The following is an 18,106-nucleotide window of genomic DNA, read 5'->3' as shown; positions in this document are numbered from 1 at the left end:
GGGGTGAGGAGCGGAGCGGGGTCGAGCCGTCGCAGGTCTCGCTGTGGCGTCGCCCGCGGGGACGGGCCGGCGCCGTGCACTGTTCTCCGGGATGCGGGTGCGGCAGGGGAGCACCGCTGTCGCGGTGGCTCACGACCCTTGGTGCATCGGTGTTCCTTGGCTCAGGACACCGGAACCGCGCGTTTGGTTCTCCGGCGGTTTCAGTGGGGCCGAGCAGAGACCGCAGCGGTCGCCGATGAGTTCATTTCCGCACCAGGTACAGACCTCCCTGCGAACCGAAGAAACCAGCTGATAGATCAGTGAAATATCGGGCAGAAAAGCGGCGAATTCGATCATCTTCGAAGTTCCCCACCAGGAAGGCGATTCTGCGGGCAGCGGGGCTTCGTGCACCGCCTGCACCTCCCAGGCCTTGGCGACGGTGGCCGTCACCCAGTCGGATTGCAGCTGCCCCTTCGCCACGAGCAGGTGGGTCGCGAATTCGGGCCCGGTGAGGTCCCCCGAGCCGACCTTGATCAGCTGCGGGTTCGGGTTGGCCATCACGCCGAACTGGGAGCCGGGGACCCAGGACTTGGCATGGGTCTTCAGGCTGACCGGCACCCGGTCGAGCTTGGTGACCGAGTTCAGGAGGGCGCCGGAGTGGATGTAGTGGGAGAGCAGCCTCGCCGCGGAGGCGACGACCCCGGCACTGAAGTCACAGATGGACAACTGCCGCAACTGGCGCACCAGTACGGCGATCCCCAAGGGGGGCAGATCCATCTTGAGCAGCGCAATACGGTCGCTCTCCATCACCGCGCGGATCGCATGGAGCCGCCGCTCATGGGTGGGCCTGATGCTGGCGGGATAGAGCGCGATGACGTAGCCGTGCTGCTCCAGCAGCACGTGCATGTCCCCCACCGCCTCTTCGAGCGACTGGTCCTCGGGCGCGCGCAGAACCACCGCCGTGGGCGTCTGCTGATCGGCCGGGGCCAGCACCAGGTCAGCGCTTGTCACTGCTATTGCTGTCGGCACGCTGTTCCCCGTTCGGCTCCGGCCGCCGCATACCGCCGGCCGCAATCGCTCCCGTCAGGTGCCCCTCCACTCAGGCGCTCCTGCATCTGCACTTTATCCACGTAATGCGAGGTAGAGAACACCTTCCTGGACCCAGTGCGGACGGGCCCACGGACCCCCGCAGGGCGTTCGCGTGACAAATCGGCCCAAGTGACTAGTTGTTAAAGTCCGTACCATTTAATCGAATACCCATTCCCCGCCCGGGTTATTCATGATCCTCACCAGTCTTTATGCACGTCACAGCCGTGGGAGCGCATTCACGCAACGGCCCGAGGTGTTCCTGGTGGGCCCAATGTGAACTCTGGGCCCGGATTGGGGCCCCCGGACCCAACGCGGCCCGCACGAGCAGCGCGGCCGGCAGGGGTCACCCTCCGGACTTCGCGAGCCCCCGCACAACCGTCCCCGGCTCCCCCTCGGAAGCCGACGGCCGGAGTCCGCACCCCCGCCCGACACCCCTTGCACGAGGGCGGATTGCGACGAGTCGCTGCCAGAGGTCTTGACAACTTGATTGGTCTGGACCAGTTTTAGCGCCCAGCGGTGGCCACCGTCCCTCGATTCCACACCCCGGCACCCCCGTGTCCGGCCCCGGCATCCCCGTGCCGCTCCCCCGCCATCCCCGACTCCCCCACGGAGGCAGCAAGTGGAACGTTCCCTCGCAACGAGCCTGCCGGCCCACCGCAGACGACGGCACAGCCGGCCGCTGCTCGGCTCCGCCATGGCGGTCGTGGCCGCGGGCGCGCTGACCCTCACCGGTCTCGTCAGCAGCGCCTCGGCCGCCGACGTCAACGTCGCCAAGAACGCCGGATTCGAGTCCGGCCTCGCCAACTGGACCTGTTCCGGCGGCAGCGGCGCCACCGTCTCCTCCCCCGTGCACGGGGGCACCTCGGCGCTCAAGGCCACCCCGGCCGGCCAGGACAACGCCAAGTGCACCCAGACCGTGGCCGTGAAGCCCAACTCCACGTACGCGCTGAGCTCCTGGGTCCAGGGCGGCTACGCCTACCTGGGCGCCAGCGGCACCGGGACCACCGACGTGTCGACCTGGACCCCCGGCTCCAGCAGCTGGACCCAGCTCTCCACCAGCTTCAAGACCGGGCCCAGCACCACCTCCGTCACCGTGTACACGCACGGCTGGTACGGGCAGGCCGCCTACCTCGTCGACGACTTCTCGGTCACCGGCCCCGACGGCGGCGGCGGTACCGACCCCGCGCCGACGATCCCCGCGGCCCCCGGCGGTCTCGCCGTCGGCACGGCCACGTCGTCCTCCCTCGCCCTGTCCTGGAACGCGGTGTCCGGCGCGACCGGCTACACCGTCTACAAGGACGGCGCGAAGGCCACCACCTCCACCGGGACCTCGGCGACGATCACGGGGCTGGCCGCCGACACGGCGTACCAGTTCGCCGTGACCGCCACCAACGCGGCCGGTGAGTCGGTCAAGTCCGCGACGGTCAGCGGCCGTACGGCCACCTCCGGCACCGGCAACCCGAACCCCGGCACCTCCGTGCCCAAGCACGCGGTCACCGGCTACTGGCAGAACTTCAACAACGGCGCGACCGTGCAGAAGCTCAGCGACGTGCCCGCGAACTACGACATCATCGCGGTCTCCTTCGCCGACGCCACGGCCACGCCCGGCGCCGTCACCTTCAACCTGGACTCGGCGGGCCTGAACGGCTACACGGTCGACCAGTTCAAGGCCGACATCAAGGCGAAGCAGGCAGCCGGCAAGAACGTCATCATCTCGGTCGGCGGCGAGAAGGGGTCCGTGTCGGTCAACAGCGACGCGTCCGCCACCAACTTCGCCAACTCGCTCTACTCCCTCATCCAGGAGTACGGCTTCAACGGCGTCGACATCGACCTGGAGAACGGCCTCAACTCCACGTACATGACGAAGGCGCTGCGCTCGCTGTCGCAGAAGGCGGGCTCCGGCCTCGTCATCACGATGGCTCCGCAGACCATCGACATGCAGTCCACCTCGGGTGAGTACTTCAAGACGGCGCTCGGCATCAAGGACATCCTGACCGTCGTCAACATGCAGTACTACAACAGCGGTTCGATGCTCGGCTGCGACGGCAAGGTCTACTCGCAGGGCTCGGTGGACTTCCTCACCGCGCTCGCCTGCATCCAGCTGGAGGGCGGCCTCGACCCGTCGCAGGTCGGCCTCGGCGTCCCCGCCTCCACCCGGGGCGCGGGCAGCGGATACGTCGCCCCGTCGATCGTGAACGCGGCGCTGGACTGCCTCGCGAAGGGCACCGGCTGCGGCTCCTTCAAGCCGTCGAAGACCTACCCCGGTCTGCGCGGCGCGATGACCTGGTCGACCAACTGGGACGCCACGTCCGGCAACGCCTGGTCGAACGCGGTCGGCCCGCACGTCCACGCCCTCCCGTAACACCGCCCGGACCGGGCCCTGCTGACCCCGGCCGGCATCACTGACCAGCAGCGCCGCCGCTCCCCCGGTGGCGCTGCTGCATGTGCGGGGCCGGGCGGGCGTCCCGGGCCTGTATCGGACCGGCAACAGAGTGTCGGGGAGTTGCCGCAATCCATGGCTGTTCGGGCGGCCTCGTGGCACCGTTGCCAGGAGGGTTCGACAGGGGGAGTGACATGGCCGGGGCGCGGGTTCAGGCGCTGGGCGGGGACGATCCGGCGACGCTCGGACCGTACCGGTTGATCGGACGGCTGGCTTCCGGTGGCATGGGGCGGATCTATCTGGCCCGCAGCGGTGAGCGCGGCGGGCGGGCCCTGGTCGCCGTGAAGACGCTGCTGGCGGAGGGGAGCGTCAGCGACATCGACCGCCGGCGCTTCGCCCGCGAGGTGGCGGTCGCGCAGCGGGTCGCCAGCGCGTACACGGCGCGCGTCCGGGACGCCGACCCCGACGCGGAGCGGCCGTGGATGGCCATCGACTACATCGCCGCTCCCCCGCTCTCCGAACTCGTGCGCAGCTGCGGGGTGCTGCCCGCGTCCGCCGTGCGGTGGATCGCCGCCGGCACCGCGGAGGCGCTGGTCACCCTGCACGGGGTGGGCATCGTCCACCGCGATGTGAAGCCGCAGAACGTGCTGCTGCCGCTGGACGGCCCCCGTGTCATCGACTTCGGCATCTCGCACGCCAGCGACCTCACGCTCACCGGCCTCACGCTCGGCACGATCGCCTTCACCTCGCCGGAGCAGGCGCGCGGCGAGGAGTCGACCGCCGCGTCCGACGTGTACTCCCTGGGCGCGACGCTCTTCCTGCTCGCCACCGGACGGCCGCCCTACGGTACGGACGGCGACACGCTGCGGCTGCTGGCCCGCGTCCAGCGGGGCGAACTCGACCTCGGCGGGCTGCCGAAGGAGCTCGTGGCGACGATCCGGCCGTGCCTGTCCCTCGACCCGGACCGGCGCCCCGAACCGGCGGACCTGCTCGCCAGTTTCCGCGAGGCCCAGGCCGGACTGCCGGAATCCCACAGCGGCACCCGGTGGCTGCCGCCGCGGTGGACGGCCCTGATCGGCGCGTACGCGACCCAGGGCCTGGAACTCGCGAACGACCGCCGTTCGGACCGGCCGAACCCGTCGGACCGGCCGAACCCGTCCCACCCGTCGAGCGCCGCGACCACGCCCGTCGCCCGGCGCACGCGCGTGGTGCCGCCGATCCCCCCGACGCTCGTCTACCCGCCGGAGCGGGAGGCCCGTGCGGCCCGCGAACGCGCGCGCCGCGCCAGGGCGCGGCCGGACCTGGCCGCCCTCTCGGAACTGGCGGAGCGGCAGCGGGCGGAACAGGCCGAGCAGGAACGCGGCGAACAGGAGCGCGTCGAGGCCGCCCGCAGGGAGGCGGAGCGACTGGCCGCCCAGCGCCAGGAGGCCGCGCGCGCCCGGCGCGAACGGGAGCGCGCGGCGCAGGAGCACGAGCGGGCCGAGCGCGAGCGGGCGCAGCGGCAGGCCGAGCGGGAACGCGCGGCCAGGGCAGCGGCCGAACGGGAACGCGCGGCGAGGGAGGCGGCCGAGCGCGCGGTGCGGGAGCAGGCCGAGCGGGAGGCCCGGAGACGGGCCGAGCGGGAGGCGGCCCGTCGCGCGGCCCGGTCCCGTACGTCGTCGCCCAGCACCGCCCCGCCCACCACGCGCCCGACACCTCCGCGTACCGGCTCCTCGGGCCGCTCGTCGGGCCTGGGCTGGCTGATCGCCGTGGCCGCCGTCATCGCCCTGCTGGTCTGGCAGCCCTGGGAACCGGCGGGCAACGAGGGGGGCGGTGGCGGCGGTTCGTCCTCCGGCGGCAGTTCGGGGGCCGTATCGTCCGGCAGCGGCCTCGACACGCACACGGACGGCTCCGGCACGGACACCGACAGCGGTAGCAGCAGCGGTGCCGATGAATCCGACGACGCGTCCGTGGACGAGCCGACACCGACCCCGACACCGACCCCGACACCCACGCCGACCCCCACGCCATCACCCACCCCGGACGCCACCGACCGGGCGTTCGCCGCGGTGCGCGCCGGTGACTGTCTCAACGTGTACAACGACGGGCACGACGACATGAGCGCCGACCGCCCGGTCCGGGTGAGCTGCGGCGCTTCGAACGCGTACATGCACGTCAACCGCGTCAGCACCCTCTCCGGCGGGTCCGGTTCCTGCGACACCGGGGCGGGCTTCACCTGGTGGAGCAGATCCGGTGACGACGGGATCGACAGGACGCTCTGCCTGGACCGGGTGTACCAGGTGGGCCAGTGCTTCCCCGCGGACGTCACCGGGGCCACCAGTGCCGATCTGACGGTGGTCTGGAGCTGCGACGCGTCGACCGTTCCCGTGGCAGGCCAGTCGATCCTGCGGATCACGGGGTTCTACCGGGCCCCGAAGGCGGGCCAGAACTGGACCTGCCCGTCCGGGAGCGGGCAACGGTTCTGGTACTGGCCGGTGAACCAGGGCCGGAGCATCATCTGCGCCTCGGCGGCCTGAACCGGCCAGTACCCGTGCGGACAGGAGACGCTAGATCACCAGGCTGAGCAGCGCGGCCACGGCGAACCCGGCCACCGACAGGACCGTTTCGAGGACCGTCCAGGACTTCAGGGTGTCGCGCTCGGAGATGCCGAAGTACTTCGACACCATCCAGAAGCCGCCGTCGTTGACGTGCGAGGCGATGATCGAACCGGCCGAGATCGCCATGATGACCAGCGCCAGGTGCGGCTGCGAGAAGCCCTGGTCCTCGACGAGCGGGACCACGATGCCTGCGGTGGTGACGATGGCGACCGTCGCCGAGCCCTGGGCGATGCGCAGCACCGCCGAGATCAGCCAGGCGAGCAGGATGACCGGCAGGCCGACGTCGTTGAACGTGTCGGCGAGCGCGTCCGCGATGCCGCTGCTCTTGAGGACGGCGCCGAAGATGCCGCCCGCGCCGACGACGAGCAGGATGTTGCCGACCGGCTTGAGGGACGAGGTCGACACGGATTCGAGGGACTTGCGGGACCAGCCGCGGCGGATGCCGAGCAGGTAGTAGGCGAGCAGCAGCGCGATCGTCAGGGCGACGAACGGGTTGCCGAAGAACTCGATGACGGAGCGGAGCGTCGAGGGGTCGAGCGCGATGGAGGAGAACGTCGCGGCGAGGATCAGCACCAGCGGGGTGCCGATGATCGCGAGGACGGTGGAGAGCGCGACGGGTGCCTCGTGCGGGGTGACCCCGGCGGCCCGCTGCTCGGCGACGACCGCGGCCTTCGCCTCCTCGGCGGCGTCGACCATGTCCTGCGGGACGTCGACGAAGATGCGCTTCCCGATCCAGGCGGCGTAGCCCCAGGCGGCCAGGACGGACGGGATGCCGACGACGGCGCCCATCAGGATGACCCAGCCGAGCGAGACGTGGAAGAGGCCTGCGGCGGCGACCGGGCCGGGGTGCGGCGGCAGGAACGCGTGCGTCATGGACAGGCCCGCGAGGAGCGGCATCGCGTAGAGCAGGATCGACTTGCCGGAGCGCTTGGCGGCCGCGTACACGATCGGCGCGAGGACGAAGATGCCGACGTCGAAGAAGACCGGGATACCGAAGATCAGACCGGTCAGGCCCATGGCGAGCGGGGCGCGCTTCTCACCGAAGAGGCGGAGCAGCCGGGCGCTCAACACCTCGGCGCCACCGGAGACTTCGAGGATCGCGCCGAGCATCGTGCCGAGGCCGATGATGATCGCGACATGGCCGAGGATGCCGCCCATGCCGGATTCGATGACGGAGACGGCGGCGGACTTCTGCACCGTGCCGAAGAGCTCGGTGACGGAGAGACCCGCGCCCAGGCCGACGGCTATGGAGACGGCGAGCAGCGCGACGAACGGCTGCAGCCTGACCTTGATGATCAGGAAGAGGAGGAGCGCGATACCGAGGACGGCGACGGTCAGCAGACCGGCCGTCCCGCCTATGAGGAGGAGGAGTCCACCGGTGTGGGGTGGCGTCTCGACCGGTGGGGGGCTTGCGGCGAGCAGCATGGGTAACTCCGTTGTCGTCCATGGGGATGGGTGGGTAGGGGGGAGCCCGGCAGGGCGCCCCGGTGGGGCGGGGCGCCGTGCCGTGCGTGGTGCGGTGGAGCGGGTGCGGCAAGGTGATCAGGCTCAGCCGAGGACCGCGAGGGCGTCGATCTCGATGAGCAGGCCCTCGGGCAGGCCGACGTAGACCGTCGTGCGGGCGGCGGGCGCCTCCTTGAGGTTCTGCTCGCCGAAGTAGGTGTTGTAGATCTCGTTCATCTCGGCGAAGTGGTCCACGTCCGTGAGGTAGACGCGCATCATCATCACGTCGTCCCAGCTCGCGCCGCCCTCCTCCAGGATCGCCTTGACGTTGGCGAAGGTCTGGAGGGTCTGCTCGCGCAGCGTCGGACCGGCCGGGGTCGGGGCCTGGCCCTCGACGGCGGGCAGGAAGCCGACCTGGCCGGCGACCTGGAGGATGTTCCCCTTCCGCACGCCGTGCGAGAACTTCGCGGGCGGGGTGGTGTGGGTGCTGGGGGTGAGGGCGGTCTTCTCGGTCTTGTCGGTCATCGCTGATCAGGCTTTCTTGGGTCGGTTGGTGCCGGAGTACTCCCGGCTGATGGTGTCGGCGGTGCGACGGACCAGGGGGAGCAGGGTGAGGAGTTCCTCGGCCGTGACGACCACGTTCGGTGCGGAGACCGACATCGCGGCGACGACGCGCCCGTCGGCACCGCGAATGGGGGCGCCGACGCAATTGATGGACTCCTCGTGGCCGCCGAGGTCGGTGGCCCATCCCTGTTCGCGCACGGTGGCGAGTTCCTTGAGGAAGGCGCCGGGGCCGGGGGTCGAACGGGACGTGTACATGGGGTAGTCGAGCTTCTCGGCGATGGCGCGCCGCTCGGTCTCGGAGAGGTCCGCGAGCAGCAGCTTGGCCACGGCGGCGACGGTGATCGCGACGGGTTTGCCGATGCGGGAGTACATCCGGACCGGGTAGCGGCTCTCGACCTTGTCGATGTAGAGGACCTCGTTCTCCTCGTACACGGCGAGGTGGACGGTGTGTCCGCAGGTCGCGTTGAGCTCGACGAGGTGCGCGTGGGCGATCTCCCGTACGTCGAGGTTCTCGACGGCCTCCTGGGCGAGCGCGAAGAGCCGCGCGCCGAGGCGGTAGCGCTGGTCCTGCTGCCGGTAGACGAGCCCGTGCTCGTGGAGCGTACGGAGCAGGCGCAGGGCCGTGGACTTGTGGACGCCGAGCCGCTCGGCGACCTGTCCGAGGTCGGCGGGCCCCTGAGCGAGCAGCGGCAGGATACTCAGCGCCCGGTCGACGGTCTGACTCATGCGCGTGCCTCGCTGTCCTCGGCCCGGCCTTCGCCGGTGACGCCCCTCATGTCGAATCGCTCGCTACGCTCGCTCATGCGCGTGCCCCGCTGTCCTCGGCCCGGCCTTCGCCGGTGACGCCCCTCATGTCGAATCGCTCGCTACGCTCGCTCATGCGCGTGCCCCGCTGCCCTCGGCCCGGCCTTCGCCGGTGACGCCCCTCATGTCGAATCGCTCGCTACGCTCGCTCATGTCTCACGTACCTCCGTGTCGTCCCCCGTCCACCCGGGGCCGAGACGCAGTCTCCCCCAGTCGGCGTCGGCCAGGGCCGCGAGCCGGTCGGCGTGGTCGCGGGCGGGAGGGTCGGTGAGATCGCCGGGGACGGTGAGGACGGCGGCGGCCATCAGGTGTCCGTGCCGGGCCCGGTCGCGGACGGGGAGTCCGCGCAGGGTGGCGGAGAGGAACCCGGCGGCGAAGGCGTCACCGGCGCCGACGGGGGCGACGACGTCGACGCGCAGGGCCGGTACGTCGGTGACGGTGTCGGCCGGGTCCGTGCCGCGGGAGAACACCGTCGCCCCCTCCGCGCCCCGTTTCACGACCACCACCGCCGGTTCCGGCAGCGCCGCACGGATCGCCTCGGCTCCCACGATCCCCCACGCCTCCTCCGCCTCGTCCTCGCCGACGAACACCAGGTCCGCGCCGCGGGCCAGGTCCAGCAGGACCGCGGGGGACGCGTCCGAGCCGCGCCACAGCCCGGGGCGGTGGTTGACGTCGAAGGAGACGAGCGGGCGGCCGGGGCGCGGGGCCGTCAGCTCGCGCAGCAGCGCCAGGCAGTCGGCGGAGAGTGCCGCCGTGATGCCGGAGAGGTGCAGGACCCGGCCGGCGAGCGGCGCCTCGCAGGGGACGTTCGCGGGGGACATCGCGGATGCCGCGGACCCGGCCCGGTAGTACGCCACCTCGTGGACGTCGGTGGCGCGGTCCGTCGCCGTACGGAAGTAGATGCCCGTGGGCCGGGCCGGATCGCGCCGCACGGCGGAGGTGTCGACGCCGTACGCCGAGATCGCGTCGACCAGGTGGTCGCCGAAGCCGTCGGCCCCGACCCGGCTCACCCAGGCCGCGCGGTGCCCCGCCGCGGCGAGGGCGCAGGCCACGTTGGACTCGGCGCCGCCGATGCCGCGGCCGAAGGACGGGACGTCGGCGAGGCGCCCGGGCCGCGAGGGCAGGAACGTCACCATGGACTCACCGAGGCACACGACATCGGTGGTCGCGTCGGTGTCGGTCCTGGCCGGGGTTCCGGTCACTCGGGCTCCTCGGGATCGGGCGGGCGGGCACCGGGTCTCACCATTGACCGGGCGTCGGCTCGGATGTTAGACAGCCTTGAGCGATATACGCAATGGGTGTTGCATATGCTGCAACGTCGATGCGGTGAGCTACCGCATGACTTCGCACGATTTCGCATGACTTCGACCAAGGAGGCACCCCCATGGCCGCCGAACCCCCCGTTGCCGGGCTCGCCGGGTTCTCCGGATCCGATGGACCCGACGGACCCGACGGACCCACCGGGCTCCCCGGAGTCTCCGGGCTCTCCGGACTCGCCGACGAGCGGGTCGACCACCGGTTCAAGGCGCTCCCGCCCGACGCGGACGGCCTGACCGTCGGCGACCTGGCCGCCGAGCGGCGCAACCTCTTCACCGGCGGGTTCACCACCCCGGTGCTCGCCCTGTCGGCCGGGTCCGTCGAGCACAACCTCGCCCTGCTGGAGACGTACGCACAACGCCACGGCCTCGCGTTCGCCCCGCACGGCAAGACCTCGATGTCCCCGCAGCTCTTCGCCCGCCAGCTGGAGCACGGCGCATGGGGCATCACCGCGGCGGTGCCCCACCAGGCGCGCGTCTACCGGGCGTTCGGGATCCAGCGGATCTTCCTCGCCAACGAACTCGTCGACGCGGTGGCCCTGCGGTGGCTCGCTGGCGAGCTCGACGCCGACCCGGACTTCCGCTTCATCTGTTACGTCGACTCGGTACGCGGCGTCGAGCTGATGGACGAGGCCCTGAGCGCGGCGGGCGCCTCCCGCCCGGTGGACGTCGTCGTCGAGCTGGGCGCGGGCGAGGGTGCCCGCACGGGTGCCCGCACCGAGGCCGACTGCGTCGCGGTGGCCGACGCGGCGGCCGCCGCCGGGACGCTGCGCCTGGTGGGTGTGGCCGGTTACGAGGGCGAGGTGCCGGACGCGGACGGCGAGCGGGTGCGGAACTGGCTGCGCCGGCTCGTGGCGCTGGCCGCGGACTTCGACGCGGCGGGGCGGTTCGCCGCAGCGGGCGCCGGTGAGCGGATCGTGATCAGTGCGGGCGGCAGCGCGTGGTTCGACGCGGTCGCGGACGTGTTCGCGGAGATCCCCGAACTCTCCGCCCCCGTACTCAAGCTGCTCCGCTCGGGGGCGTACGTCTCGCACGACGACGGGCACTACCGCCACCTCACGCCCTTCAACCGGGTCCCCGAGGAGGGTGCGCTGCAGCCCGCGTTCCGGCTCTGGGCGCAGGTCGTGTCGCGCCCCTCGGCCGGGCAGGCGTTCCTGAACGCGGGCAAGCGGGACGCCGCCTACGACCTCGACCTGCCGCAGGCGCAGGTCGTGCGCTCCGGCCGCGACGGCTCGGTGCGGGAGGCGACCGGCATCGAGATCACCGGCCTGTCGGACCAGCACGCGTGGGTACGGACGGACGAGGGGGCCGAGCTTGAGGTCGGGGACTGGGTGGGGATGGGCCTGTCGCACCCCTGCACGAGCTTCGACAAGTGGCAGCTGATCCCGCTGGTGGAGACGGACGGCACGGTCACGGACTACATCCGCACCTTCTTCTGATCCCGACCGCAGCACGGGTGCCGGGGGCCGCGCCCCCGGCACCCGGCCCCCGAAAGGCACCCCCCCTGATGGACCTGGTCATCCGCGACGCCCGCGTCATCGACGGCACCGCCACCCCCTCCTACCGCGCCGACGTGGCGCTCGCCGACGGCCGCATCGCGGAGATCCACCGCGAGGACTCCCCCGGCCCCCGCCCGACCGCCGCCCGGACCCTGGACGCCGACGGCCTCGCCCTCTCCCCCGGCTTCGTCGACATGCACGCCCACAGCGATCTCGCCCTGCTGCGCGACCCCGACCACAGCGCGAAGGCCGCGCAGGGCGTCACCCTCGAAGTGCTCGGGCAGGACGGACTGTCGTACGCCCCCGTCGACGACCGCACGCTCGCCGAGGTCCGCCGCTCCATCACCGGGTGGAACGGCGACGGGAGCGACATCGACTTCGACTGGCGCACCGTCGGCGAGTACCTCGACCGGCTCGACGGCAACTTCGGCGGCCGGGGCATCGCGGTGAACGCCGCCTATCTGATCCCGCAGGGCACCGTCCGCATGTACGCGGTCGGCTGGGACGACCGGCCGGCGACCGAGGCCGAACTGACCCGGATGAAGCAACTCGTCGCCCAGGGGATGGCCGAGGGCGCCGTCGGCATGTCCTCCGGACTCACCTACACCCCGGGCATGTACGCGGACGACGCCGAACTCACCGCCCTGTGCCGGGTGGTGGCCGAGCACGGCGGCTACTACTGCCCGCACCACCGCTCGTACGGAGCCGGGGCGCTGGAGGCGTACGAGGAGATGGTGCGGCTCACCCGCACCGCGGGCTGCGCCCTGCACCTCGCCCACGCCACCATGAACTTCGGTGTCAACGAGGGCCGCGCCCCGGACCTGCTCGCCCTGCTCGACGGCGCGCTCGACGCGGGAGCCGACATCTCCCTCGACACCTACCCGTACACCCCGGGCTGTACGACCCTGGTCGCCATGCTGCCCAGCTGGGCGAACGAGGGCGGCCCCGGGTCGGTCCTGACGCGCCTGGCCGACGAAGCGACGGCGGCGAGGATCCGCCACGACCTGGAGATCGTGGGCTCGGACGGCTGCCACGGGGTGCCCATCGAGTGGGACACCATCGAGATCTCCGGCGTCAGCGTGCCGGACCTGGCCTCCTATGTCGGCCGTACGGTCGCCGAGTCGGCCCGCCTGCGCGGCGAGGAGCCCTGGGTGACCGCACGGCGGCTGCTCGTGGACGACCGGCTGGGGACGACGATCCTCCAGCACGTGGGCCACGAGGAGAACGTCCGGCAGATCATGCGCCACCGCGTCCACACCGGCGGCAGCGACGGAATCCTCCAGGGCGACAAGCCGCACCCCCGGGCGTACGGCACGTTCCCGCAATATCTCGGCCGGTACGCCCGGGAGCTGGGCATCCTCTCCCTGGAGGAGTGCGTCGCCCATCTCACCTCGCGCCCCGCGGCCCGCCTGCGGCTGCCGGACCGGGGGTACGTGCGCGAGGGATACCGCGCCGACCTGGTGCTCTTCGACCCGTCGACGGTGGCGGCGGGCTCGACGTTCGAGGAGCCCCGCACCCTGCCGACCGGCATCCCGCATGTGCTGATCGACGGCCGGTTCGTCATCGAGGACGGGAAGCGGACGCAGGTGCTGGCAGGACGGTCGGTGCGGTCCGGCACGGCGTCCGGCGCCGGGGCACGGTAGTTTCCCGCCTCCCGGCCGGGGCAACCGGCTGACTATGAATATCTCTGCGACAGCCCGGAGAAGTCACGGAAAGGCAAGACAGGCAGGCGACAGTCCGGCCGTCGAGGCAGGCGGCCGGGCGGGATTCGTGGCCCGCGGAGTGATCTATGCCCTGGTCGGCGTCCTCGCGCTGCGCATCGCCTTCGGCGGGGGCGGAGACGGCGGGAAGCAGGCGGACCGGGGCGGGGCGCTCGCGGAGATCGCGCAGAAGCCCTTCGGTTCCGTCCTGCTGTGGATCCTGGGGATCGCCCTGGTGGGCATGGCCCTGTGGCGATTGTCCGAGGCGGCGTTCGGGGCCGCGGGCCCGGACGGGCGCAAGGCGGCCAAACGACTGGCCTCGGCCGCCCGCGCCGTCTTCTACGGCTTCGTGTCGTACTCGGTCCTGATGTTCGCCGCGGGCGACCGGGGCAGCGGAAGCGGAAGCGGCGACGCGCAGTCGAAGGACGTCACGGCACAGGTGCTCGACATGCCGGGCGGACGCTGGCTGGTGGGCGCTGTCGGGGCGGTCATCGCAGGCGCGGGCCTGTGGATCGCGGGCCGTGCCGCGCTGCGGAAGTTCCACAAGCATCTGCGCATCGGCGAGATGTCGCCCCCGGTCCGCCGCACGGTGGACATCACCGGAGTCTTCGGCGGCGTCTGCCGCGGACTCGTCTTCGCGGTCGCGGGCGGATTCGCCGTGTCCGCCGCGGTGAAGGCCCGCTCGGGCGAGGCCAAGGGGATGGACGACACCCTGCGCTCCTTCAGTTCGACGCCGGCCGGTCCCTGGCTGCTGGCCCTGATCGCCCTCGGGCTGGCGGCCTTCGGCCTCTTCTCCTTCGCGAACGCCCGGTGGCGCAAGATCTGACCGGGGCACCGGACAGGAGCGGGGCGGGACCACAGACGTGTGGTCCCGCCCCGCTCCGCCGTTCACGGCTTGGGGAGTGCGCAGCCTTCACGGTCGAGATCGAAGACGTTGCCGGTTCCGATGCACGGCACGATGCCGTACGTCTCCTGGGCGTAGTTGATGCCCTCGCGGACGGTCACCTGCCCGTTCTCGTCGACCTCGCACGGGTTGTTGTCCGTGCACTCCTGCCCGTCCTCGTTACCGGTGTTGTTGACGGCGACGACCTTGCCGGTGGCGTTGTCGACCACGGGCGAACCGGACGTACCGCCGATGGTCTGGCAGGCGGAGGTGTAGCGGAGCGAGTCCTTCCAGGTCCACTCCCCCTCCTTGAGGCGGTAGACGAACCCGTCGACGTTGCAGCTGTACGTGCGCTTCCAGTACCCGGACACGACGGTGATCGCGGTGCCCTGCACCGGGTGCGCGGTGTTGAGCTCCAGCGCCTTGATGCCGTAAGTGTTCTCGATCTGGGCGTACGTGGAGGTCAGTTGGTACACCGATATGTCGGTGTCCGTCATCGTCCCGTACGCGACCTTGCTCGCCCGCAGCGTGCCGACGCCGCTGCCCGCGGAGTTCAGGAGCGTGAAGCTGCGGGTGGACGGCTGGTTGAACACGACCTCGCCCGGCCCGGGGAAGCCGGATTCCAGGCAGTGTCCGTTGGAGAGCACGAGCGCGGGATCGCCCGGCTGGGAGTCGGGCGTACGGACGACCGATCCCGAACAGTTGCTGAGCGCCACGGTCCCGGCGAAGCCGATCGCCTTGGGCCTGACCTTCGCTTGCAGGGCCGCGTGGCCGGACGACGCCGCGGTGCGGCTCGCGGCAGCGGCTGCCGCCCTGACCGTGCTGGGCGCTGTCGCGTCGTGGCTTGTGGCCGCTGCCGCGGGCGCGGTGCCGGCTCCGAGGAGCAACACCGCGAAGAGCGCACCGACGAGAGGCTTTTTCATGTGGGGGTCCCCTCAAGTGACCTGCGCAGAGCGTGGAAAGCCTCTGCGACCGAAGTTCTTCCGGTTTGACATGCGCATGGTGGCGCACTGAGGAGAACCCCACAAGGGGCGATTTCAGGTCACCAGGCCCTGCCGGTAGGCGTAGACGACCGCCTGGACGCGGTCGCGGAGCCCGAGTTTGGCGAGGATGCGCGACACGAACGTCTTGACGGTCTCCTGGCTGATCAGGAGGGTCGCGGCGATCTCGCTGTTGGAGAAGCCGTCCGCGATGAGGCACAGGACCTCCCGCTCACGCGGGGTCAGCGGGATGTCGTGCGGGGTGTCGCCGGTCGGCCGGATCCGGGCGGCGTACCGGCCCACGAGCCGGCGTGTCACCTCCGGGTCCAGCAGCGCGGCGCCCGTCTGCACGGTCCGGATTCCGTGCAGCAGATGGGCCGGCGGCGCGTCCTTGAGCAGGAAGCCGCTCGCCCCGGCGCGCAGCGCCTCGTAGACGTACTCGTCCAGATTGAACGTGGTCACCACGAGCACCTTGGCGGGGTGCGGCACCCCGGCACCGGCCAGCAGCCGGGTGGCCTCGATGCCGTCGAGCACCGGCATCCGGATGTCCATCACCACGACGTCCGGGCGCAGCCGGCCGGCCATGTCGACGGCGGTGCGCCCGTCCCCGCACTCGCCCGCCACTTCGAGGTCGGGCTGGGCGTCGATGATCGTGGCCAGCCCGGTGCGGACCAGGATCTGGTCGTCGCAGACCAGGACCCGGATCGGCGCGCTCATGCGGAACTCCCCGCGGGTATGCGGGCCCGTACGACGAAGCCGCCGCCCGGGTGCGGGCCGGCGCTGAACTCGCCGCCCAGGACGCCGACCCGCTCGCGCAGACCGGCGAGGCCCCGCCCGCTGCCGCCCGGCACCCGGGCCCGGGAGCCCGGACCGTCGGTCCTCACCTCCACGTGGATCTCCGTTTCACTGTGCCGCACCCGGACCGAAGTGGGGCTTCCCTGAGCGTATTTGAGGGCGTTGGTCAGCGATTCCTGCACCACCCGGTAGGCCACGAGGTCGGCACTGCCGGTCGACTCCGCCGGAGTGCCCTCCTCGGTGAACTCGACGGTCTGCCCGGCCCGGCGGGTCTGCTCCACCAGCGGGAGCAGCCCGCCGACGGCCGGCTTCCTGGCCCCGGCGCCGTGATCGGGGTTGAGGAGGTCGAGCAGATGCCGCAGGTCGGTGATGGCCCGGCGGCCGGTGTCGCTGACGGTGGTCAGGGTCTGGTCGAGGCGTTCGGGCGCGGCGGTCAGATAGCGTGCCGCCTCGGCCTGCACGACCATCGCCGTGACGTGATGGGTCACGACATCGTGCAGCTCCCGGGCGATGCGGGTGCGCTCGGCGGCGCGCGTGTCCTCGGCGACGCGGCTGCGGCGCTCGGCCTCGGCCGCGCGGGTTGCCCGCAGCCAGGCGCCGGCGCCCCAGGCGAAGGCCAGCATCAGGTAGAACGTCACGAACTCGATCGGCGGTTCGCCCGTCCCGAACCTCAGGAGCACGAGCGACAGCGGCACGTACGCCGCGGAGAGCACGAGCACGACGGCCCGCCGGTGCCGCTCCAGATGGGAGCCCGCGCTCAGCAGGGCGATGGGGAGCGCGGCGCCCGCGACCAGGTGGTAGCCCCGGAGTTGGTCCAGGGCGAAGCCGAGGGACACCAGGGCGACACAGACCACCGGCCACCGCCTGCGCGCGGCGAGCGGGAGGCATTCGAGGGCCCCGGCCACGGCCGCCGGGGCGTCGAAGGAGTGGGTGGGCATCCCGCCGAACTGCGTACCCCGGCTGTGGAGCACGGGCACGAGCGACGCCGCGAGGAGCAGCAGCCCGAGCGGAAGATCGCGCAGGGCGACGTCGAGCCGGCGCCACTGTTCGGGGAGGCGCGGAAGACTGGTCACCGGGAGACTGTAGTCGCGGTCTCGCTCCGGCCGGCCCGTCGGCGACGGGGGACCACATGGCCGCGCCGGTGGGCCAGCCACATGAACACTCCGGTCAGCACCACTCCGAACGCCACCGAGTACACGCTGCCTTCGGGACCGAAGGCGCCGCCGGTGATCAGCCGCGGGCCCGAGGTGGCGGCGTCCAGGAGCCCCTGCTGGGTGTCGTTGCCCGAGACCTCCGTACTGAAGATGCCGGACGCGGCGAAGTTCCATCCGAAGTGCACGCCGATGGGCAGCCACAGCGTGCGGGTGGCCGCGTACGCGGCGGCGAGCATGCCGCCGGCCTCGATGGCGATGGCGACGGCGCCCCACAGGTCGGCGTCCGGGTTGGACAGGTGCGCCAGACCGAACAGCGCGCCCGTCAGGGTCAACGCGATCCAGGTGCCCGCGCGCTCCTCGACGAGCCGGAACAGCACGCCGCGGAACAGCAGTTCCTCGGTCACCGCGGCGGCGGCCATGAAGCCGATCAGCCCCACCGCCCCCGTGACGGTTCCCAGCCCGTCGACCTCGTAGTGGCCGAGGAGGGCGATGTTCGCGATGACCGCCCCGAACAGGACGAGGCCGATCAGCACTCCACGGCCGGTACCCGCCCCCGCGCCCTCCGGGGACAGTTCGGTGACCGGGCGGCGTTCGGTCCGCCCCACCACCCACCGGTAGACCGGCACGGCGAGCACCGCCGTCAGAAGGCCGAGTATCAGCGTCAGCCACGGATTACCGTCCACCGCGGCGACGCACTGACCGCCGGTCATCGCGACCGCTGCCACGGCGGCGAGCTGCCAGACCACTCTCATGAGAACTCCTCAGCGACACCCGCGGACGGTGCGCCGCGGCTTCGCTTCGACGCTACGGATCCGGCGGCCAGGAGTCGTCACCGCACAGTGGACACCTGCCCGTAGCTCGCACGGGGGACAAGCCGCCCCCGCGAGGTCCTCAACGCGCCGTGCGCTGACGCCCGTTCGGCA

The 18,106-nt window shown here is 71.7% G+C and carries 14 protein-coding genes; 5 read left to right on the top strand and 9 right to left on the bottom strand.

What is annotated here, in order from left to right; all coding sequences use genetic code 11:
- Nucleotides 1–129: 129 nt before the first annotated feature.
- Complete coding sequence (locus tag ACGFZA_RS02760) at nucleotides 130–990, bottom strand: hypothetical protein (protein WP_385281894.1); 861 nt, start codon at nucleotides 988–990, stop codon at nucleotides 130–132.
- 772 nt (nucleotides 991–1,762) lie between these two features.
- Between ACGFZA_RS02760 and ACGFZA_RS02755 the strand changes: the two genes are divergently transcribed.
- A complete protein-coding gene (locus ACGFZA_RS02755; protein ID WP_393677617.1) occupies nucleotides 1,763–3,430 on the top strand; it encodes a chitinase in 1,668 nt (555 codons plus the stop codon).
- 212 nt (nucleotides 3,431–3,642) lie between these two features.
- Nucleotides 3,643–5,964 carry a serine/threonine-protein kinase gene (locus ACGFZA_RS02750; protein ID WP_393676696.1) on the top strand — a complete coding sequence of 774 codons (2,322 nt, stop codon included), beginning with the start codon at nucleotides 3,643–3,645 and terminating at the stop codon, nucleotides 5,962–5,964.
- Between the two features lie 30 nt (nucleotides 5,965–5,994).
- Here the strand turns inward: ACGFZA_RS02750 and ACGFZA_RS02745 are convergent, their stop codons facing one another.
- The 4 genes from ACGFZA_RS02745 to ACGFZA_RS02730 all read right to left on the bottom strand — a co-directional run bounded on the left by ACGFZA_RS02745 (nucleotide 5,995) and on the right by ACGFZA_RS02730 (nucleotide 10,058).
- Entirely contained in the window at nucleotides 5,995–7,470 is a 1,476-nt protein-coding gene (locus ACGFZA_RS02745; RefSeq protein ID WP_385281901.1) for a GntP family permease, read from the bottom strand.
- Between the two features lie 123 nt (nucleotides 7,471–7,593).
- The gene (locus tag ACGFZA_RS02740) at nucleotides 7,594–8,013 is read right to left on the bottom strand and encodes a RidA family protein (RefSeq protein ID WP_393676693.1); all 420 of its coding nucleotides are present in this window, start codon (nucleotides 8,011–8,013) and stop codon (nucleotides 7,594–7,596) included.
- Between the two features lie 6 nt (nucleotides 8,014–8,019).
- The gene (locus ACGFZA_RS02735) at nucleotides 8,020–8,778 is read right to left on the bottom strand and encodes an IclR family transcriptional regulator (protein WP_385281907.1); all 759 of its coding nucleotides are present in this window, start codon (nucleotides 8,776–8,778) and stop codon (nucleotides 8,020–8,022) included.
- 227 nt (nucleotides 8,779–9,005) lie between these two features.
- Nucleotides 9,006–10,058 (bottom strand): sugar kinase, encoded by a 1,053-nt coding sequence (locus ACGFZA_RS02730; RefSeq protein WP_393676690.1) that lies wholly within the window; start codon nucleotides 10,056–10,058, stop codon nucleotides 9,006–9,008.
- Between the two features lie 182 nt (nucleotides 10,059–10,240).
- On the opposite strand from ACGFZA_RS02730, the gene ACGFZA_RS02725 reads away from it, so the two are divergent.
- The 3 genes from ACGFZA_RS02725 to ACGFZA_RS02715 all read left to right on the top strand — a co-directional run bounded on the left by ACGFZA_RS02725 (nucleotide 10,241) and on the right by ACGFZA_RS02715 (nucleotide 14,197).
- The gene (locus ACGFZA_RS02725; protein WP_393676688.1) at nucleotides 10,241–11,611 is read left to right on the top strand and encodes an alanine racemase; all 1,371 of its coding nucleotides are present in this window, start codon (nucleotides 10,241–10,243) and stop codon (nucleotides 11,609–11,611) included.
- Between the two features lie 68 nt (nucleotides 11,612–11,679).
- Nucleotides 11,680–13,314, top strand: coding sequence for an amidohydrolase family protein (locus ACGFZA_RS02720; protein WP_393676686.1), 1,635 nt, complete (start codon nucleotides 11,680–11,682; stop codon nucleotides 13,312–13,314).
- 34 nt (nucleotides 13,315–13,348) lie between these two features.
- A complete protein-coding gene (locus ACGFZA_RS02715; protein ID WP_385281918.1) occupies nucleotides 13,349–14,197 on the top strand; it encodes a DUF1206 domain-containing protein in 849 nt (282 codons plus the stop codon).
- A gap of 62 nt (nucleotides 14,198–14,259) precedes the next feature.
- Here ACGFZA_RS02715 and ACGFZA_RS02710 read toward each other — a convergent pair whose 3' ends face one another.
- The 4 genes from ACGFZA_RS02710 to ACGFZA_RS02695 all read right to left on the bottom strand — a co-directional run bounded on the left by ACGFZA_RS02710 (nucleotide 14,260) and on the right by ACGFZA_RS02695 (nucleotide 17,935).
- Complete coding sequence (locus ACGFZA_RS02710; RefSeq protein WP_385281921.1) at nucleotides 14,260–15,177, bottom strand: serine protease; 918 nt, start codon at nucleotides 15,175–15,177, stop codon at nucleotides 14,260–14,262.
- 114 nt (nucleotides 15,178–15,291) lie between these two features.
- Nucleotides 15,292–15,951, bottom strand: coding sequence for a response regulator (locus ACGFZA_RS02705; protein WP_385281924.1), 660 nt, complete (start codon nucleotides 15,949–15,951; stop codon nucleotides 15,292–15,294).
- The gene (locus ACGFZA_RS02700; RefSeq protein ID WP_393676682.1) at nucleotides 15,948–17,102 is read right to left on the bottom strand and encodes a sensor histidine kinase; all 1,155 of its coding nucleotides are present in this window, start codon (nucleotides 17,100–17,102) and stop codon (nucleotides 15,948–15,950) included. The genes ACGFZA_RS02705 and ACGFZA_RS02700 overlap by 4 nt, the downstream gene beginning before the upstream one ends.
- Nucleotides 17,099–17,935, bottom strand: coding sequence for a CPBP family intramembrane glutamic endopeptidase (locus tag ACGFZA_RS02695; protein WP_393676680.1), 837 nt, complete (start codon nucleotides 17,933–17,935; stop codon nucleotides 17,099–17,101). Before ACGFZA_RS02695 ends, ACGFZA_RS02700 begins: the two co-directional genes overlap by 4 nt.
- Nucleotides 17,936–18,106 lie beyond the last annotated feature (171 nt).

The organism is Streptomyces sp. NPDC048211, assembly GCF_043202315.1.
Lineage (GTDB): Bacteria > Actinomycetota > Actinomycetes > Streptomycetales > Streptomycetaceae > Streptomyces.
This window is presented reverse-complemented; position numbering and strand designations above follow the sequence as displayed.